Source organism: Micromonospora sp. WMMD708, from assembly GCF_049315245.1.
GTDB classification, from domain to species: domain Bacteria; phylum Actinomycetota; class Actinomycetes; order Mycobacteriales; family Micromonosporaceae; genus Micromonospora; species Micromonospora wenchangensis.
The window spans coordinates 4,345,075-4,361,167 of record NZ_CP186060.1 but is presented as its reverse complement, the minus strand read 5'-3'; the positions used below and the strand labels follow the sequence as shown (position 1 = coordinate 4,361,167).

19 protein-coding genes are annotated in these 16,093 nt (G+C 74.2%); 12 read left to right on the top strand and 7 right to left on the bottom strand.

What is annotated here, in order from left to right; all coding sequences use genetic code 11:
* Positions 1-19: 19 nt before the first annotated feature.
* Entirely contained in the window at positions 20-649 is a 630-nt protein-coding gene (gene trmB, locus ACN260_RS19405) for a tRNA (guanosine(46)-N7)-methyltransferase TrmB (RefSeq protein WP_422756761.1), read from the bottom strand.
* Between the two features lie 223 nt (positions 650-872).
* Here trmB and ACN260_RS19400 point away from each other — a divergent pair, with 223 nt between their 5' ends.
* The 3 genes from ACN260_RS19400 (at position 873) to ACN260_RS19390 (ending at position 3,845) form a co-directional block, all read left to right on the top strand.
* The gene (locus ACN260_RS19400; protein ID WP_422752443.1) at positions 873-1,472 is read left to right on the top strand and encodes a hypothetical protein; all 600 of its coding nucleotides are present in this window, start codon (positions 873-875) and stop codon (positions 1,470-1,472) included.
* A 254-nt stretch (positions 1,473-1,726) separates the two neighbouring features.
* Positions 1,727-2,440 carry a class F sortase gene (locus ACN260_RS19395; RefSeq protein ID WP_422752442.1) on the top strand — a complete coding sequence of 238 codons (714 nt, stop codon included), beginning with the start codon at positions 1,727-1,729 and terminating at the stop codon, positions 2,438-2,440.
* 124 nt (positions 2,441-2,564) lie between these two features.
* Positions 2,565-3,845: a lanthionine synthetase LanC family protein gene (locus ACN260_RS19390; RefSeq protein ID WP_422752441.1), complete on the top strand. Its 1,281-nt coding sequence runs from the start codon at positions 2,565-2,567 to the stop codon at positions 3,843-3,845.
* Between the two features lie 18 nt (positions 3,846-3,863).
* Here the strand turns inward: ACN260_RS19390 and ACN260_RS19385 are convergent, their stop codons facing one another.
* The 3 genes from ACN260_RS19385 to ACN260_RS19375 form a co-directional block, all read right to left on the bottom strand.
* Positions 3,864-4,184 (bottom strand): antibiotic biosynthesis monooxygenase family protein, encoded by a 321-nt coding sequence (locus tag ACN260_RS19385; RefSeq protein ID WP_088646246.1) that lies wholly within the window; start codon positions 4,182-4,184, stop codon positions 3,864-3,866.
* A gap of 137 nt (positions 4,185-4,321) precedes the next feature.
* The gene (locus tag ACN260_RS19380) at positions 4,322-4,576 is read right to left on the bottom strand and encodes a flavin reductase (RefSeq protein ID WP_422752440.1); all 255 of its coding nucleotides are present in this window, start codon (positions 4,574-4,576) and stop codon (positions 4,322-4,324) included.
* Positions 4,573-4,860 carry a hypothetical protein gene (locus tag ACN260_RS19375; RefSeq protein WP_422752439.1) on the bottom strand — a complete coding sequence of 96 codons (288 nt, stop codon included), beginning with the start codon at positions 4,858-4,860 and terminating at the stop codon, positions 4,573-4,575. Before ACN260_RS19375 ends, ACN260_RS19380 begins: the two co-directional genes overlap by 4 nt.
* Before the next feature lie 463 nt (positions 4,861-5,323).
* Here ACN260_RS19375 and ACN260_RS19370 point away from each other — a divergent pair, with 463 nt between their 5' ends.
* Positions 5,324-5,914: an XRE family transcriptional regulator gene (locus ACN260_RS19370; protein ID WP_422752438.1), complete on the top strand. Its 591-nt coding sequence runs from the start codon at positions 5,324-5,326 to the stop codon at positions 5,912-5,914.
* Positions 5,915-5,933: 19 nt separating this feature from the next.
* On the opposite strand, the gene ACN260_RS19365 is transcribed toward ACN260_RS19370, so the two are convergent.
* Both ACN260_RS19365 and ACN260_RS19360 read right to left on the bottom strand, forming a co-directional pair.
* On the bottom strand, positions 5,934-6,746 hold the full coding sequence (locus ACN260_RS19365; protein ID WP_422752437.1) for an exodeoxyribonuclease III: 813 nt from the start codon (positions 6,744-6,746) through the stop codon (positions 5,934-5,936).
* Between the two features lie 112 nt (positions 6,747-6,858).
* Positions 6,859-7,779 carry a proteasome assembly chaperone family protein gene (locus ACN260_RS19360; RefSeq protein WP_088646244.1) on the bottom strand — a complete coding sequence of 307 codons (921 nt, stop codon included), beginning with the start codon at positions 7,777-7,779 and terminating at the stop codon, positions 6,859-6,861.
* Positions 7,780-8,197: 418 nt separating this feature from the next.
* On the opposite strand from ACN260_RS19360, the gene ACN260_RS19355 reads away from it, so the two are divergent.
* The 3 genes from ACN260_RS19355 (at position 8,198) to ACN260_RS19345 (ending at position 10,248) form a co-directional block, all read left to right on the top strand.
* A complete protein-coding gene (locus ACN260_RS19355; RefSeq protein ID WP_422752436.1) occupies positions 8,198-9,076 on the top strand; it encodes a peptidase M23 in 879 nt (292 codons plus the stop codon).
* A gap of 136 nt (positions 9,077-9,212) precedes the next feature.
* Positions 9,213-9,362 (top strand): hypothetical protein, encoded by a 150-nt coding sequence (locus ACN260_RS19350; RefSeq protein ID WP_168222413.1) that lies wholly within the window; start codon positions 9,213-9,215, stop codon positions 9,360-9,362.
* Positions 9,363-9,525: 163 nt separating this feature from the next.
* The gene (locus tag ACN260_RS19345; RefSeq protein ID WP_422756760.1) at positions 9,526-10,248 is read left to right on the top strand and encodes an EcsC family protein; all 723 of its coding nucleotides are present in this window, start codon (positions 9,526-9,528) and stop codon (positions 10,246-10,248) included.
* A 135-nt stretch (positions 10,249-10,383) separates the two neighbouring features.
* Here the strand turns inward: ACN260_RS19345 and ACN260_RS19340 are convergent, their stop codons facing one another.
* The gene (locus ACN260_RS19340; protein WP_422752435.1) at positions 10,384-11,238 is read right to left on the bottom strand and encodes a GDSL-type esterase/lipase family protein; all 855 of its coding nucleotides are present in this window, start codon (positions 11,236-11,238) and stop codon (positions 10,384-10,386) included.
* 253 nt (positions 11,239-11,491) lie between these two features.
* Here ACN260_RS19340 and ACN260_RS19335 point away from each other — a divergent pair, with 253 nt between their 5' ends.
* From ACN260_RS19335 to ACN260_RS19315, 5 genes are all read left to right on the top strand, one after another.
* A complete protein-coding gene (locus tag ACN260_RS19335) occupies positions 11,492-11,755 on the top strand; it encodes a DUF6343 family protein (RefSeq protein WP_422752434.1) in 264 nt (87 codons plus the stop codon).
* Between the two features lie 12 nt (positions 11,756-11,767).
* On the top strand, positions 11,768-13,180 hold the full coding sequence (locus ACN260_RS19330; protein ID WP_422752433.1) for an NADP-dependent succinic semialdehyde dehydrogenase: 1,413 nt from the start codon (positions 11,768-11,770) through the stop codon (positions 13,178-13,180).
* Between the two features lie 66 nt (positions 13,181-13,246).
* Entirely contained in the window at positions 13,247-14,212 is a 966-nt protein-coding gene (locus ACN260_RS19325; RefSeq protein ID WP_088646237.1) for a TIGR03885 family FMN-dependent LLM class oxidoreductase, read from the top strand.
* Positions 14,213-14,249: 37 nt separating this feature from the next.
* Positions 14,250-15,827, top strand: coding sequence for a Na+/H+ antiporter (locus ACN260_RS19320; protein ID WP_422752432.1), 1,578 nt, complete (start codon positions 14,250-14,252; stop codon positions 15,825-15,827).
* Positions 15,827-16,084, top strand: coding sequence for a UBP-type zinc finger domain-containing protein (locus tag ACN260_RS19315; RefSeq protein ID WP_422752431.1), 258 nt, complete (start codon positions 15,827-15,829; stop codon positions 16,082-16,084). Before ACN260_RS19320 ends, ACN260_RS19315 begins: the two co-directional genes overlap by 1 nt.
* The last annotated feature ends 9 nt before the right edge of the window (positions 16,085-16,093 follow it).

Genomic DNA, 16,093 nt, shown 5'->3' with positions numbered 1-16,093 from the left:
GCCAACCGGGCCGGCGGGATCAGGCGCGGCGGCGGTGGACCAGGTCGAAGACGTCACGGCCGGCGGTCAGGGCCCGCCGCTCGAACTTGGTCACCGGGCGGTGGGCGGGCCGGGGTGCGTACCCGCCGTGCACGTCGACCAGCCCCGGGTCGGCGGTCAGCGTCGAGCGCATCGACTCGGCGTACTCGGCCCAGTCGGTGGCGCAGTGCAGGGTGCCGCCGGGGGCCAGCCGGGACCGCAGCAACGCCACGTGCTCCGGCTGGATGATCCGCCGCTTGTGGTGCCGCGACTTGGGCCACGGGTCGGGGAAGAACACGTGCACCGCGTCCAGGCAGCGCTCCGGCATGGCCCGGACCAGGTCCAGCGCGTCACCCTGGGCGATCCGGACGTTGCCCAGGCCGTGCCGCTGCACCAGGTCGAGCAGGTTGGCGATGCCCGGGGTGTGCACCTCGACCGCCAGGTAGTCCCGGTCCGGGTCGGCGGCGGCCATCGCCGCGGTGGCGTCACCCATCCCGGAGCCGATCTCCAGCACCACCGGTGCGCCCCGACCGAAGAACCCGGCCGGATCGACCGGCCCGTCGAGGTCGGCGATCTCGATCCCGTACGCCGGCCGCAGCCGGGCCAGCGCGTCGGTCTGCCGGCTGGTCATCCGGCCCCGACGGGGGTGGAAGGTGCGGATCGTCCCGGTGCCCGGGCGGGCCACCGGGACGGCGGGGTTCTGGTCGATGGAGGTCACAGCGACCCGAGCGTACGCGACGGTTCCGCCGTATCGGATGTGCCGTCGCCCGGGGGGTGAGACGATTCATCCCGTACGGCAGGTCGGCGTCCGGGTCGGGTCCGGGTGCCGCCCCGGGGGGCCGGAAGGGGGAGAGGTGTCGATCGCGCTGCACCGCACCGCGCTGGCGGTCGCCGTCGGTGCCCTCGTCCCCGCCCTGTGGCACACCGCCCCGGCCGCTGCCGCCCCGATCCCGGCCGCTCCGCCGGCCGTCGCTGCGGCCCCCGGGCCGGGGCAGCCCCCGCCGGACGCAGGCGGTGACCCGCAGCCGCCGCCCGGCGTGCTCTTCGTCGAGGTGACCCCGGGGACCGTCGAGCCGGGTTACCTGGTCGGCATCCGGGCGAGCTGCCACGACAACTCGATCCCGGCGACCGTCGTGTCCGACGCCTTCGGCCGGGTCCAGGTGCGGCCGCAGCGCGGCCTGCTAACCGCCGCGCCGATGGTCAGGGAGCGGGTCCGGCCGGGCAACTACCGGGTCAAGCTGGAGTGCCCCGACGGGGCGACCGCCTCGACGGCGCTTCAGGTGGTCAAGAAGGTCAAGCCCAGCCCCGGGCCCCACACCGGCTTCGGCGGCGCGGCCGGCGGCGACGGGATACCCGGCGGGCTGCTCGTGCCCGGCGGGCTGGCGTTGACCATCGCCGGAGCCGTGGTCGGTATCGTCGCGGCCCGCCGGCCGCGTGGCGTCGCCGGGCGGTGACCGTGCCGCCCGCCTCCCCGGGTCCGCGCCACGGCCCGCTCCCGCCCCCCGGCAGCCCGCCGCCCGCCGGCTCCCGGCCCGGCCCTGCGTCCGGCGGTCCGCCGTCCCACCACGGCCGTTCCCCCCGTCCGGTGCCCGGCGGTACCCGCCCCCGCTGGGGTGGTCTGATCCCACCGCCGGCCGGCCCGGTGCCCGGACCGCCGCCGTCCGCCGCCGCGCGGCGCGGCGCTCCGCCCCGGTCGCCCGACGATCCGATGTCACCGCCGTTCCGCGCCCCGGTCCCGTCCAGCGGCGGCCCGACGGCTACCGGCCCGGCCCCGGACGGCGCCCGGTCCCCGGCGCGCGGCCCCTGGTCGGTGCCGCTGGCCGTGGTGCTGGTGCTGCTCGGGGTCTTCGCTACCGGTGCCGGGCTGGGACGTTCGGTCGGGCCGCTGGACTGGACCGGCACCCCGTCGCAACGCCCGGCCGCCGACGCCCGGCGCAGCCCCGTACCGGGCAGCCTGCCGGCCAGCCGACCGGTACGGCTCACCGTGCCCGCGATCAAGGTGGCCGCCCCGGTGGCCCCGGTCGGCCAGGCCCGCGACGGCTCGATCGACGTACCGCCGCTCGACCGGCACGACGAGACCGGCTGGTACGACCGGGGCCCGACCCCCGGCGAGCCCGGCCGGGCGATCATCGTCGGCCACGTCGACTCGAAGGACGGCCCCTCGGTCTTCTACGACCTGCGCAAACTCAACCCGGGCGACACGATCGAGGTGACCCGGGACGACCGGCGGGTGGTGGTGTTCCGGGTCGACTCGGTGGAGTTCTTCGACAAGTCGGCCCTGCCCGCCGACCGGGTCTACGGCCGCGACGGCGCTCCGGCCCTGCGGCTGATCACCTGCGGCGGCCAGTGGGTCGGCGGACGCACCGGATACGCCGACAACGTCATCGCGTTCGCCTCGCTGGCGGCGACCCGGTCACCCTGACCGCCGCGACGATGTCACCGTGACCGCCGCGACGATGTCACCGTGACCGCCGGGACGATGTCACCGTGACCGCCGGGAGGATATTGCGGCGACGCCGCACGGCGGCGGATGGCAGGATCGCGCGGTGACGGCGGACGTGGTGCGGCAGGCTTTCACCTGGATCGGTTCGGTGGCGGTGCCCGCCGACGGAGGCCCGTGCTGGCGGGAGGCGGGCGAACCCTTCGACGACCTGTACGCCGGCACCGCCGGGGTGCTGCTCGGCTGCGCCGAGGCGGTCGCCGCCGGTGCCTCCCCGGCGGGCGGGGTGCCCGCCGGGGCCGCGCCCCCCGTCACCGGCTCGGGCAGCGGGGCCGGGTCGGCGCTCGACCGGGTCGCGGCCGGTGCCCGGGACCGGTTGGTGCACCTGGCCCGGCACGAGCCGGACGCCGCGACGCTGCCCGACGACGGGGTGTTCGGCGGTTGGGCCGGGGCCGCCGTCGCACTGCGCGCCTGGGGTCGGGTCGCCGCCGACCCGGTCGCCCTCGACGCCGCGGCGTCGGTGACGGCACGCATCGCGCAACGGCTGCGGGACCGTCCGGTGGACCCGGACCGGTGCTCCGACGTCATCTCCGGCGACGCGGGCATCCTGCTGGCCCTCCTCGACGCCGACGACGACACCGGTCCGGTGGTGGCGCAGGCGGCGCACGTCCTCGCCGACGGGCTGGTCGGGCTCGCCGAGGACCACGAGGACGGGCCGCACTGGCGGATGCGGGCCGGCGACGAGCGCCTGATGCCCGGCTTCTCCCACGGTACCGCCGGGGTCGCCTACGCCCTCGCCGTCGCCGGTGTCACCCTGCGCCGCGACGACCTGCTCGACACCGCCGTCCGCGCCGCCGACGGCCTGCTGGCGATGGGTGACCATCCGGACGGCTGGGCGCTGCCGCTGCTGGTCCCGCCCCGCCCGGACCGCCCGGCGGTCAACTTCGGCTGGTGCCACGGCCCCACCGGCACGGTGCGGCTGTTCACCCTGCTCGACACCGTCGACCCGCAGCCCCGCTGGCAGTGGGCCGTCGACGGGTGCCTGCGGGCGCTGCGCGACAGCGGCCTGCCGCAGCGGCGGTACCCGGGCTTCTGGGATAACCTGGCCCGGTGCTGTGGCACGGCCGGCGTCGGACAGTTGCTGCTCGACCGCTACCGGGCCACCGCCGACCCGGCCCTGCTCGCCTGGGCGCACCGGCTCGCCGAGGACGTGCTCGCCCGGACGGTGACCACCCCGACGGGGGTCGCCTGGTCCAACACCGAGCACACCCGGACCCCGGCGGAGCTGCCGCCGGAACCCGGTTTCATGCAGGGTGCCGCCGGGATCGCCGGCTGGCTCGCCCGGCTCGCCGCCCCCACCACCGCGCCCGTCCTGCCCTGGCTCTGACCGCCCGGGGCGGGTGGGTCAGCCCTTGCCGGTCACCTGCTGGACCACCTCGAACTCCAGCAGCGTCGCACCGGAGGCGACCGGCCGCTGCTGCTCGCCGCCCCCACCGCCGGCGTGCGCGGCCCGCGACGGCCCGGCCGCCCACGCCTGGTACGCCTCCTCGGTCTCCCACCGGGTGTACACGAAGTAGCGGCTCTCGCCGGCGACCGGGCGCAGCAGCTCGAAGCCGAGGAAGCCGGGGGAGTTCTCCACCGCGCCGGCCCGGGCGGCGAACCGCTTCTCCAACTCCTCGCCGGCACCGGGCGGGACGTCGATCGCGTTGATCTTCACGACTGCCATCTCCCCACCCTAGCCCCGCGCCGCCGGGCGGGTCCCCGGCCGGTGGCACGCGTCCGGCACACGGATCGTGGAGAGTTGTCGTCGCCCCGCCCGCAACAACTCTCCACGATCCACCTGCCGCCGGCCGGCCGGGACGATCAGCCGGTGGGTGGATGGAGCCAGGCCAGGAAACGGTCGGTCAGGTCGACCTGACGACCACAGTCGAGCTGCGTCAGGTGTTCGGTCGCCTCTGCCGACAACCTGGCCAGCAGGACCACCAGGCCGGCCCGGTCACCGTCGTACCTGGCCAGGAGCGCGAGTTTCGCTTCTCCGCAGGGCCAGGGCCGGGCATCGACCCGGCACAACCAGATCGGCCGCAGCGGCGTGTGCCGACCCGGCAGTGCTCCGGTCACCGGATCGCCGCCGTGGTGCGTACCGCTGCCGGGTCCGGCCGGGTGTTGCGCCGCCGGGCTGCCGGTGCCGACCGGGTGGCTTCCCCCGGTCGCCGGCCGCTCGCCTGTTCCGGTGCCGGGGCGGGCCGTCGGGCACCGCCCGGCCTGAGGAACAGGGTCCGCCGCCGGACCGCGTCACCGTCGGCATTCAGCTGGTACGCGTCGACCCACACCCACCCGTCGTAGGTGTGCCAGCCGGTCAGTACCCGGATGACCCGGATGGTGATCGGCCGGATGAACTGCACGCTCGCATCTCTGGTGAGGCGCAGCAGTTCACCGGCTCGTACCGTTGCCGCCGGCTGCGGTGACCCGGGCCCCGGCCTCCCGCCCGGCGACGGGCCGTGACGACGCTCGCCATCTGGGGCGGACGGTGGCATCGGGCGCTTCTCGATCACGGTGGCCATCCCTTCCGGGCATCTGGCGGAGGGAGCGCCAGTGATGTCGCTGCGGCAAGAACCATCGCAGTCAGTGACGGACGAGTTAACCGCCCGTATGCCATCATCGAGGGACGTCTAGGAAAGGTCCCTTCCGGTGCCGAGGAATGAATCACTACGGGACGCGCTAACCGCTGCCGGGTTCACGATCAGCCAACTCGCGGAGAAGTGCGACGTCGATGCCAAGACCGTGCAGCGGTGGGTCAGCCGCGGCCGCCTGCCGCATCCACGTTCGCGGGTGCGGGTGGCAGGTCTTCTGGGTAAGGATGTAGACGTGCTGTGGCCTGATGCTGTGCGTCGCGCGGTCAAGTTGGGTGCGGACCGGGAGTTGGTGGGCGTCTATGCCCGCCGTTCCGACCTGCCCCGGTCGCTGTTCCGGGAGTTGATCGAGGGAGCGCGGTCCCGCCTCTGGTTCGGCGGCTACACGAGCTACTTCGTCTGGCTGGACGTGCCGAACGCCGCCGGGACCCTGGGGGCGAAGGCGCAGGCCGGGGCGGACGTACGTTTCCTGCTGGGTGACCCGGCGAGCCCGGTCACCGCTGGCCGGGACCGGATCGAGGCGACCCCCCTCGACCTCGGGACGCGGATCGCCATGACGCGCACCGAGATCGGCAAGTCGCCCACCCCGCTGGCCGTCCGGTTGTCCGACCGGCACATCGCGATGTCGGTCTGGGTGTTCGACGACGACGCGATCGTGGCCACCCACATCGGCGGCGCGCTGGGCCAGGACTCCGTCACGTTCCACCTGCGACAGCGGGAGAGCGGCGGTCCGTTCAGCAGGTACGTCGAGCACTTCGAGGCGCTCTGGGCCGATGCGGCGCAGCAGCCCGCCGACGCGGCAGCAGAGCAGCCGGGCGGGCGCTGACCGGCCGGGGCGAGGTGCCCTACCGCTCCTCGGTCGGGTGGGTCGGTTCCGGGCCGGGCAGGTCGGCGTCGACCACGACCGGGGCGTGGTCGGAGGGGCCCTTGCCCTTGCGGGCCTCCCGGTCGACGTACGCGGAGCGGACCGCGCGGGCCAGCGGCGCGGAGGCGTACACCAGGTCGATCCGCATGCCCTTGTTCTGGTGGAACATGCCCGCCCGGTAGTCCCAGTAGGTGTACGGGTGCGGGCCCTTCATCGGGGTGGGCACCACGTCGCTGAGGCCGAGGTCGCGCAGGGCGGCCAGGGCGGCCCGCTCGGCGGGGGTGACGTGGGTCGAGGTGACGAAGAGCGCCGGGTCCCAGACGTCGGCGTCGGTCGGGGCGACGTTGAAGTCCCCGCAGACGGCGACGGGGCCACCGGCGGCCACCTCCGGCGTCACCGCGTCCCGCAGCGCCGCCAGCCAGGCCAGCTTGTACGCGTAGTGCGGGTCGTCGGTGGCGCGGCCGTTCGGCACGTACACCGACCGGATCCGGACCCCGGCGCAGGTGGCGGCGATGGCGCGGGCCTCGGGCCGGGGGAAGCCCGGCTCGGCGGGGAGCCCGACGGCGACGTCGGTCAGGCCGACGCGGGACAGGATGGCCACCCCGTTCCACCGGCCGTCGCTGTGACTGGCCACCTCGTAGCCCAGCTCGCCGACCTCGGCGACGGGGAAGGCCCCGTCGGGGCACTTGGTCTCCTGGAGGCAGACCACGTCGGGGGCGGTGCCGGCCAGCCAGTCGAGCAGGCGGGGCAGGCGGGCCTTCACCGAGTTCACGTTCCAGGTCGCCAGGCGCATGTGCCCAGCCTGCCGCATCGCGGCCCACCCCGCCGGGCCGGCCCGCCGTCGGACCGGCCGTGGCTGCGGGTGGCGGCCTCCCGGTCGGGTCGCCGCCACCCGGCCAGCGGGGTCAGGCGCCCGGGGTCTCGCCGGGTCGGGTCTGCTCGGCGAGGAAACGCTCCAGCTCGGCGCCCAGCTCGTCGGCGGTGGGCAGCGGGCCGGTCTCGGCGGCGAGCAGGTTCTTCTCCCCCCGGCCCCGGGCGAACGCGTCGTACTGCTCCTCCAGGGCCGTGACCAGCGCGGCGGCCTCGTCGGTCTGGGCGACCTGCCGGTCGATCTCCACCCGGACCACCTCGGCGGCGGAGCGCAGGCTCTCGTTGGGCAGCAGCAGCCCGGTGCTGCGGGACACCGAGGCGAGCAGCACCTCGGCGGCGGCCGGGTACTCGGTCTGGGCGACGTAGTGCGGCACGTGCGCGGAGAACCCGAGGGCGTCCCGGCCAGCCTCGCCGAGCCGGTATTCCAGCAGGTGACCGACGCTGCCCGGGACCTGCACCCGCTGCAACCACGGTTCGTAGCCGGCGATCAGCTCGCGGCGGGTGGCGTGCGCGGTGACCCCGGTGGGTCGGGTGTGCGGGACGGCCATCGGGATCGAGTTGAGCCCGACGGTGAGCCGGACGTCGAGCCGGGCGGCCACCGCGCCGACCGCCGCCACGAACCGTTCCCACTGCAGGTCCGGCTCGGGGCCGGTGAGCAGCAGGAAGGGCGTCTCGTCGTCGTCGCGGAGCAGGTGCAGGGCCAGCTCGGGGGCGTCGTAGTCCTCCCAGTGGTCCTCGACGAAGGTCATCACCGGACGGCGGGACCGGTAGTCGAAGAGCTGGTCGACGTCGAAGGTGGCGATCGTCCGGGCGTCCAGTGAGGTGAGGAGCTGCTCGCGGGCCAGCCGGGTGGCGTTGCCGGCGTCGACGAAGCCGGTGAGCGCCTGGATCAGCACCGGCTGACCGAGGTCGGGCAGATCGTCGGTGAGCTGGTACAGCTCGTGTGGGTCGAGCACCGGTCGGACCTCCTGAGGAAATGCGCCTACGGGTGGCCGCGCACGGACGGCACCCGGTTCGGGGAACGTACCCGTCGGCGTCATCCATTCCATCACTGGGCGCATCGTGACCGATCCGGCTATCAAACCCGGAGGAAGCGACCAATTCGTCCGACGGGCCGGAAGGGCTGGGCCGGACGGTTCCGGCGTGTCACCCGAAAGGGGGACATGCTGGATCTTGTAGCCGGGCGGGGCGGTCTGGGTGGTGGACCCGCTCCGACGACGGCCGGCGCGGTCGATGACCGCAATGCCCGTTGCGAGTGGTCTGTCGCCCCGGTCCCGCGTCCGGGGTGGGTGTCCCGCCGGCCCGTCGGAAAATGTGGCGAGGGCCACTTCCTGCTGGTGGGTGACCGGGAAAGGGCATGCCTAGCCTCGGCGGATGCGTGACGACGACACCATCGACGACCAGGGCGCCCCTCAGGGCATGACTGGCCGTTCGGACGACACCCCCTCGTCCGTTCAGGTCGGCGTTCTCCGTGAACCCCGTTCCCTCCGTACCCGCCTCGGCGGGCTCGTTAACCCCCGCCGCCGGCCGGTACTGCTTGCCGCCGGGGTGCTCTGCTGCCTCGGCGTCACCGCCGTCGCGGGCGTCCAGGCCCTGCCGGACGAGCGGGCCGAAGACCGGGTCGGCACCGAGGCCGCCCTCGCCGAGCGCGGCCAACAGGCCGCCTCCCGCGCCGAGGTCCGTACCCCGGTCACCATCGTGCCGAGCACCCCGGCCGCCGCCAGCCCGACCGCCGCCACCCCGAGCCCGACCCCGAGCGCGACCAGGACCACCAAGCCGAAGCCCCGGCCGAAGCCGAAGCCCCGACCGAAACGGATCGTCCCGGTGGCCGGCCTCGACCAGGCCCAGATGGACAACGCCATCAAGATCGTCAAGGCCGGCCGGGCGATGGGCGTGCCGCGCCGGGCCCTGGTCATCGCGGTGGCCACCGCGATGCAGGAGAGCAACCTCTACAACTACGCCAGCGGGGTGCTGCCCGAGTCGCAGAACTACCCGCACCAGGCGATCGGCTGGGACCACGACTCGGTCGGGCTGTTCCAACAGCGACCGAGCAGCGGCTGGGGAGAGGTCGGTCAGTTGATGGACCCGGCGTTCGCCACCCGGGCGTTCCTCACCGCGCTGCTGGAGATCCCCGGCTGGGCGGACCTCCCGCTCACCGTCGCCGCGCAGGCCGTGCAGATCTCCGCCTACCCGGACCTCTACGCCCAGCACGAGTGGCGGGCCACCGAGGTGGTCGCCGCCATCCTGGTCTGAGCCGCCGACCCGGCCCGCAAGGCGGGTCGGTTCGCGTCGGCGTGGGCGGATGGCTACCCTCGACCGGACACAGTGGACGGTTGGCGGTTGCCCGGATCGGGTACACATGACGCAGGACACCCGATCGGAGGACGACATGTCAGCACTGATGCAGCGGATCAGCGCCTTCCTGCGCTCCCCCAAGGGGCAGCAGTTGGTCGACCGGGGCCGGCGCGAGCTGGCCAAGCCGGAGAACCAGGCACGGCTCAAGCAGGCGGCCGGCAAGCTGTCGGGCCGCCGCCGCTGACCGTCCGCGAACCGATTCCACCCCGGGAGCATCCGTGACCGACGCCGTCCCCGCCGACGACGAACCGACCGTCCCCACGCCGCCGGTACCGGCGGACACCGCCGTCCCGGCCGTCCCCGCGACACCGGCCGGCGGGTCGCCGACCGCCACGGTCCCGGCGACGGTGGGGGCGTCGGCTCCGGTCCCGGCGGTGCCGGCCGGTGATCCGGGTGATGCGCCGGAGGCGCCGCCGGCCCGGCTCTGGGACCGGATGCGCGAAGACCCGCAGTACGCCCCCGAACACCTGGCCCTGGAGGCGGTCCGCCGGCTCGGCCCGGAGGCGGCGCAGTGGGTCGCCCGGGCCCGGGCGGAACGGCCCGACGCCACCGCCGACCAGTTGGCCGAGCAGGCCATCCGGCGCTTCGTCAACCGGGCCCGCCTCTCCGGAGCGGTCTCGGGTGCGGCGGGGCTACCCGGCGCGGTGATCGACGTCGGCGTGCTGGCCTGGACCCAGGCCCGGCTGGTGCTGCACGTCGCCGCCGCGTACGGCGCGGACCCGGTGCACCCGGACCGGGCCACCGACCTGCTCGTCCTGCAGAAGGTGCACAAGGCGGCCGAGACGGCCCGGTTGGCGCTGGGCGTCGCGGCGGGTCGGGAGCGGGCCGGCGCGCTGTTCGGTCACGCCGCCCAGAACCCGCTCGGGCGGGTGATGCTGCAACTCGGTGTCCGGCTGGCCCGGATGGCCGGGGTGCGGGCGGCCAAGCGGGTCTTCGCCAAGGTCGTCCCCGGTGCCGCGATCATCCTCGGCACCTGGGCCAACTCGTCGGCGACCAAGGATCTCGCCGAGCGTGCCCAGGCGCTCTACCGGGAGCACCGGGGCGGGGTGCCCCACCCGCGCCGCCCCTGAGCAGAGCCGGTCGCGCCGCGTCCGGCCCACCACCGGGCACCGTCCGGGCAGGGCCGACCACCGGGTGACGCCCGCGTAGGGAACGACCACGGGGCGACGCCCGGCCGCGAGCGGGCGGGCGGGCGTCGGGGTGGATCAGAGCCGCCAGCCGGCCGCCGGGAACGTCGCGTCGGCGAGCCGGTTCTGCCCGGCGACGTTGGGGTGGAACCAGTCCAGCGCGTTGACCTCGTCGAGGCTGAACCGCACCCGGTGCACCGCGCCGCCGTCGTAGCGGCACCGCGAGCCGTACGCCCGGCAGGCCGCCTTGAGTTGGCTGTTGTACGCGTCGATCCGCTCGGCGAAGCGGGCCCGGCGGTCCCGGTCGGCCTTGGCGTCCGAGGTGGGGTTCGCCAGCAGCGCCGGACAGATCCCGGTCTTCCAGATCCGCACCGCGCGGGACTCGGTGTGCCCGACCTCCCAGAGCCGGTTCAGATCGGGGATGCTGGCCACCAGGACCCGGGCCTTCGGGCGGCCCTCGCGCAGCACCCGCAGCGCCTTGTCGACCTGGCTGCGGAAGGTGGCGGGCGGGGTCATCGCGTCGATGTCGTTGCGGCAGGCGTCGTTCGCGCCGATCAGCACGGTGACGTAGTCGGCCTTGTCCTTGACGGCGGCACCGGCCTGACCGGCGAGGGCCTCGGCGCGGGCCCCCGGCACCGCGTGGTTGCGCGCCCGGTTGCGGATCGGCGCGTCGGCGTCCAGCAGCCGCCGGTAGTGGCTCTCCACCCGGATGCCGTCCCCGGTGGACCAGGAGTTGCGCTGGCACGAGGTGAGCACCAGGCAGGAACCGAACCCGGTGGTGATCGAGTCGCCGAGGGCGGCCATCGTGGCGGGCAGGCCGGTCGGTGTCGATCCGCTCTTCGTCGGGCGCGGGGAGGCCCCGCCGCCCTCCTCGCAGGCGAGCGCGGTGAGCGCCAGCAGGCAGGCCACGGCGGCGACCCAGCGTCGAGGCATGCGTCTTCCCCCGGTCAGACGGCGCAGAGCGACAGCCCGGTCACTCTACGGGCCGGACCGGGTGCGGCGACCCGTTCGTGTCGACTTCCGGGCAGTTTCAACAGCTCGAAACATGAATCTGGTAAGAACGGGTCGGAGCAGGGCTCTCCGGGCAGGTCGCCCGCCCGGCACCGGCGCAGTGAGCAGCGCCGACGTGGGGTGATCCGGGCGTCGGGACCGGTTAGCGGCGTCCGTGCACGGGTAGGCCGAGATCATGACGAGATCGCAGCCCCGGCGTGCCCGTGGCACGGTCGGCCACGCGTACAGTGCGTTGAACCTGCGCCTGGCGTTGGCCCTGTTCGGCCTGGTCACCATGACCGTCCTCGCGGTCGTGGCGTTCGGGGCCGGGCTGGCCTGGCTGGGCGTGCCGTGCGCGCTGTTCGCCGTCGTGGCGGCGGTCGACCTGGTCGTCATCCAGCGCCGCCGTGCCGCCCGTCGCCGTGAGCAGCCGGGCGCGCGGCATTCACTCTTCGAGTGACAGGAGTACGAGATGCCCATCGCCACCACCAACCCCGCCACCGGTCAGGTGCTCAAGTCGTACGAGCCGATGTCGACCGAGCAGATCGACGCCGCCATCGAACGGGCCGACCTGGCGTTCCGGGACCTGCGCCGCACCACGCTCGCCCAACGGGCGCAGTGGATGAACGCCGCCGCGGACCTGCTCGACGCCGAACGTGACGACACCGCCCGGCTGATGACCACCGAGATGGGCAAGACCTACGCCGCGGCGCGAGCCGAGGTCACCAAGTGCGCCACCGCCTGCCGGTTCTACGCCGCGAACGCGGAGCGGATGCTCGCCGACGAGCCCGCCGACGCCGCCGCGGTGAAGGCGAAGCGGGCCTTCGTCCGCTACCAGCCGATCGGGGCGGTGCTCGCGGTGATGCCGTGGAACTTCCCGCTCTGGCAGGTGATGCGGTTCGCCGCGCCGGCCCTGATGGCCGGGAACACCGGCCTGCTCAAGCACGCCTCCAACGTGCCGCAGACCGCGCTCTACCTGGAGGACGTGTTCCGCCGGGCCGGCTTCCCCGAGGGCGCGTTCACCACCCTGCTGGTCGGCTCGGACGCCGTCGACCGGATCCTCGGCGACCCCCGGGTCCGGGCGGCGACGCTGACCGGCAGCGAGGGCGCGGGCCGCTCGATCGCCCAGATCGCCGGCCGGGAGCTGAAGAAGACGGTGCTGGAGCTGGGCGGCAGCGACCCGTTCGTGGTGATGCCCTCGGCCGACCTCGACCGGGCCGCCGAGGTGGCCACCACCGCCCGCTGCCAGAACAACGGCCAGTCCTGCATCGCCGCCAAGCGGTTCATCGTGCACACCGACGTCTTCGACGCGTTCGCCGGGAAGTTCGCCGCGAACATGGCCGCGCTGCGGGTCGGCGACCCGATGGACGCCGACACCGACGTCGGCCCGCTGGCCAGCGAGAGCGGCCGGGACGAGATCCACGCCCAGGTGCAGGACGCGGTGGCGCACGGCGCGACGGTGCTCTGCGGGGGCGAGAAGCCGACCGGCGACGGTTGGTTCTACCCGCCGACGGTGGTCACCGACCTGAACCCGCAGATGCGGATGTGGGCCGAGGAGGTCTTCGGGCCGGTCGCCGGGCTGTACCGGGTGTCGTCGTACGACGAGGCGGTCGCGGTGGCCAACGGCACGCCGTTCGGGTTGGGCGCGAACGCCTGGACCACCGACCCGGCCGAGCAGGAGCGGTTCGCCACCGACCTGGACGCCGGCAACGTGTTCATCAACGGCATGACCACCTCGTACCCGGAACTGCCGTTCGGTGGGGTGAAGAACTCCGGCTACGGCCGGGAGCTGTCGGCGCTGGGGATGCGGGAGTTCTGCAACACCAAGACCGTCTGGGTGGGGGAGGGCGCGGCCACCGCCGGGGCCGGCGCGCACGCCGAGTGACCCCGCGCCGGGTGACCGGCGCGGGCGAGCTTTAACCGGACACCGTCATGGGTACGGAAGGACGCCATGACGGTGTTCGGCTTCCACGCCTCCCACGAGCAGATCCATCCGAGCCGCCTGCTGGAGGCGGTGGTGCACGCCGAACGCGCCGGCTTCGACGCCGCGATGTCGTCGGACCACTTCTCGCCGTGGAGCACCCGGCAGGGCCAGTCCGGCTTCGCCTGGTCCTGGCTGGGGGCCGCGCTCCAGGCCACCGGGCTGCCGTTCGGGGTGGTCAACGCCCCCGGCCAGCGCTACCACCCGGCGATCATCGCGCAGGCGATCGGCACCCTGGGCGCGATGTACCCGGGCCGGTTCTGGGCGGCGCTGGGCACCGGCGAGGCGAGCAACGAGCACATCACCGGCGACGGCTGGCCGCGCAAGGACGTGCGGACCGCCCGGCTGCGGGAGTGCGTGGAGGTGATCCGGGCGCTGCTGGCCGGCGAGGAGGTCAGCCACGACGGGCTGGTCCGGGTGGACCGGGCGAGGCTGTGGACCCGACCGGAGGAACCGCCGGCGCTGATCGGGGCGGCGGTCAGCGTGGCCACCGCCCGCTGGTGCGCCGAGTGGGCGGACGGCCTGATCACGGTGAACGCGCCGACGGCGCACCTGCGCGAGATGATCGACGCCTACCGGGACGCGGGCGGACGGGGGCCGCTGCACCTCCAGGTGCACGTGAGCTGGGCGCCGGAGCAGGCCGAGGCGGAGGCGATCGCGTACGAGCAGTGGCGCAGCAACGTCTTCGCGCCGCCGGTCTGCTGGGACCTGGACACCGCCGAGCACTTCGACGCGGTCAGCGAGCGGGTGCCGATGGAGCAGGTCGCCGAGGTGGTGAACGTGTCGGCGGACCTCGGCCGGCACGTGGGCTGGCTGGAGGAGTACCTGTCGCTGGGCTTCGACCAGATCGCCCTGCACCACGTCGGGCAGGAGCAGCGCGCCTTCATCGACACGTTCGGCGCGGAGGTGCTGCCGAAGCTGCGCGCCGCCGGGTGATCACCCCGGGGCGTCCGTACGCCTAGGCTGCTACTCCATGGAAGCTCTGTTCGAGGTCGTGGTCTTCCTGGCGATCGCGACCTTCGGTGCCGCGCTGGCCCGCAAGCTGGGTCTTCTCGCGCCGATCCTGCTGGTGGTGCTCGGCCTCGGGCTGTCCTTCCTGCCGGGCTTCCCGCACGTGCGGCTCGACCCCGACCTGGTGCTGGTGGGCATCCTGCCGCCGCTGCTCTACGTGGCGGCGTTGGAGACCTCGGTGCCGGCGTTCCGGCTCAACCTGCGGCCGATCCTGCTGCTCGCGGTCGGGCTGGTGATCTTCACCGCGTTCGTGGTGGGCACGGTGGTGCACCTGTTCCTGCCCGGGCTGCCGTACGCGATCTGTGTGGCGCTGGGCGCGGTGGTGGCCCCGCCGGACGCGATCGCCGCCACCGCGGTGGCCCGGCGGGTGGGCCTGCCCCGGCGGGTGGTGACCATCCTGGAGGGGGAGAGCCTGGTCAACGACGCCACCGCGCTGGTGCTGCTGCGGGTGGCGATCGTCGCGGCCACCGCCAGCGCCGGCTCGGTGAGCTTCGGGTACGTGGCGCAGGAGGTGGTGGTCGCCACCGGCGGCGGGGTGCTGGTCGGGCTGCTGGGCGTGGTGGTCTTCGGGTACCTGCACAAGCGGACCACCGACCCGCTGCTGGACAACGCGCTGTCGTTGATCGTGCCGTTCGCGGTGGTCTTCGCCGCCGAGGAGATCCACGCCTCCGGGGTGGTGGCGGTGGTGGTCACCGGGCTGGGCATCGGCCACAAGATGCCGCTGCTGCTGTCGGCGGCCTCCCGGTTGCAGACCGGCGCGTTCTGGCGGCTGGTCCGGTTCCTGCTGGAGGGGCTGGTCTTCCTGCTGGTCGGCCTGCAACTGCCCGAGGTGCTGCAGGATCTCGACGAGCCGACCGGCCGGCTGGTGGGGATCACGGCGGCGGTGCTGGCGGCGGTCTTCCTGGCCCGTTTCGTCTGGGTCTTCCCGGCCACCTACCTGGCCCGGCTGGTGCCCCGGGTTCGGCAGCGGGACCCGGGGCCGCCGGTGCAGTTCCCGATCGTCATCGGCTGGGCCGGGATGCGTGGGGTGGTGACGCTGGCTGCCGCGCTGGGCCTGCCGTTGACCCTGTCCGGGGAGCAGCCCTACCAGCGGGCGCTGTTCATCTGGCTGGCCTTCGCGGTGATCGTGGCGACGCTGGTCGGGCAGGGGGCGACCCTGCCGTGGCTGGCCCGCCGGTTGAAGCTGCCCCCGGACGACCCGGTGGCCGACGCGCTCTCCGCCGCGACGGTGCAGCAGCAGGCCGGGCGGGCGGCCCGGGAGAAACTGGACGAGTTGGCCGAGGGTGCGCCGCCGGCGGTGGTGGAGCGGTTGCGCGGGCTGGTGCAGAGCCGCACCAACCTGGCGTGGGAGCGGCTCGGTGGCAGCGACCGGGAGACGCCGTCGCAGGCGTACGGTCGGCTGCGGCAGGAGATGATCGACGCCGAGCGGGAGGTCTTCCGGGCCGCCCGTGACGAGGGACGGATTCCCGAGGAGGTGCTGGTGCGGGCGTACCGCGACCTGGACCTGGAGGAGTCGTTGTTGCGACGGGAGAGTGACTGATGAGCTGTGCGCACCTGACCGGGGCGGGGAACGCCGAGCCGAGCGTGACCGACGCCTGCCCGGAGTGCGTGGCCGTCGGCAACGACGACTGGGTGCACCTGCGGTCGTGTGTGGAGTGTGGGCAGGTGGGGTGCTGCGACTCGTCGCCGTACCAGCACGCGACGAAGCACTTCGAGTCCAGCGGGCACCCGGTGATGCGGTCCATCCAGCCGGGGGAGTCCTGGCGCTGGTGCTTCGTCGACGAGGAGATCGGCTGAGCCGTCCGG

Excerpts from the sequence above, each read along its gene's own strand:
- trmB (WP_422756761.1), bottom strand. The coding sequence starts at position 649 with ATGACCAGCCGGCAGACCGACGCGCTGGCCCGGCTGCGGCCGGCGTAC.
- ACN260_RS19395 (WP_422752442.1), top strand. The coding sequence starts at position 1,727 with ATGTCACCGCCGTTCCGCGCCCCGGTCCCGTCCAGCGGCGGCCCGACG.
- ACN260_RS19385 (WP_088646246.1), bottom strand. The coding sequence starts at position 4,184 with ATGGCAGTCGTGAAGATCAACGCGATCGACGTCCCGCCCGGTGCCGGC.
- ACN260_RS19365 (WP_422752437.1), bottom strand. The coding sequence starts at position 6,746 with ATGCGCCTGGCGACCTGGAACGTGAACTCGGTGAAGGCCCGCCTGCCC.
- ACN260_RS19355 (WP_422752436.1), top strand. The coding sequence starts at position 8,198 with ATGCGTGACGACGACACCATCGACGACCAGGGCGCCCCTCAGGGCATG.
- ACN260_RS19350 (WP_168222413.1), top strand. The coding sequence starts at position 9,213 with ATGTCAGCACTGATGCAGCGGATCAGCGCCTTCCTGCGCTCCCCCAAG.
- ACN260_RS19340 (WP_422752435.1), bottom strand. The coding sequence starts at position 11,238 with ATGCCTCGACGCTGGGTCGCCGCCGTGGCCTGCCTGCTGGCGCTCACC.
- ACN260_RS19335 (WP_422752434.1), top strand. The coding sequence starts at position 11,492 with ATGACGAGATCGCAGCCCCGGCGTGCCCGTGGCACGGTCGGCCACGCG.
- ACN260_RS19330 (WP_422752433.1), top strand. The coding sequence starts at position 11,768 with ATGCCCATCGCCACCACCAACCCCGCCACCGGTCAGGTGCTCAAGTCG.
- ACN260_RS19325 (WP_088646237.1), top strand. The coding sequence starts at position 13,247 with ATGACGGTGTTCGGCTTCCACGCCTCCCACGAGCAGATCCATCCGAGC.
- ACN260_RS19320 (WP_422752432.1), top strand. The coding sequence starts at position 14,250 with ATGGAAGCTCTGTTCGAGGTCGTGGTCTTCCTGGCGATCGCGACCTTC.
- ACN260_RS19315 (WP_422752431.1), top strand. The coding sequence starts at position 15,827 with ATGAGCTGTGCGCACCTGACCGGGGCGGGGAACGCCGAGCCGAGCGTG.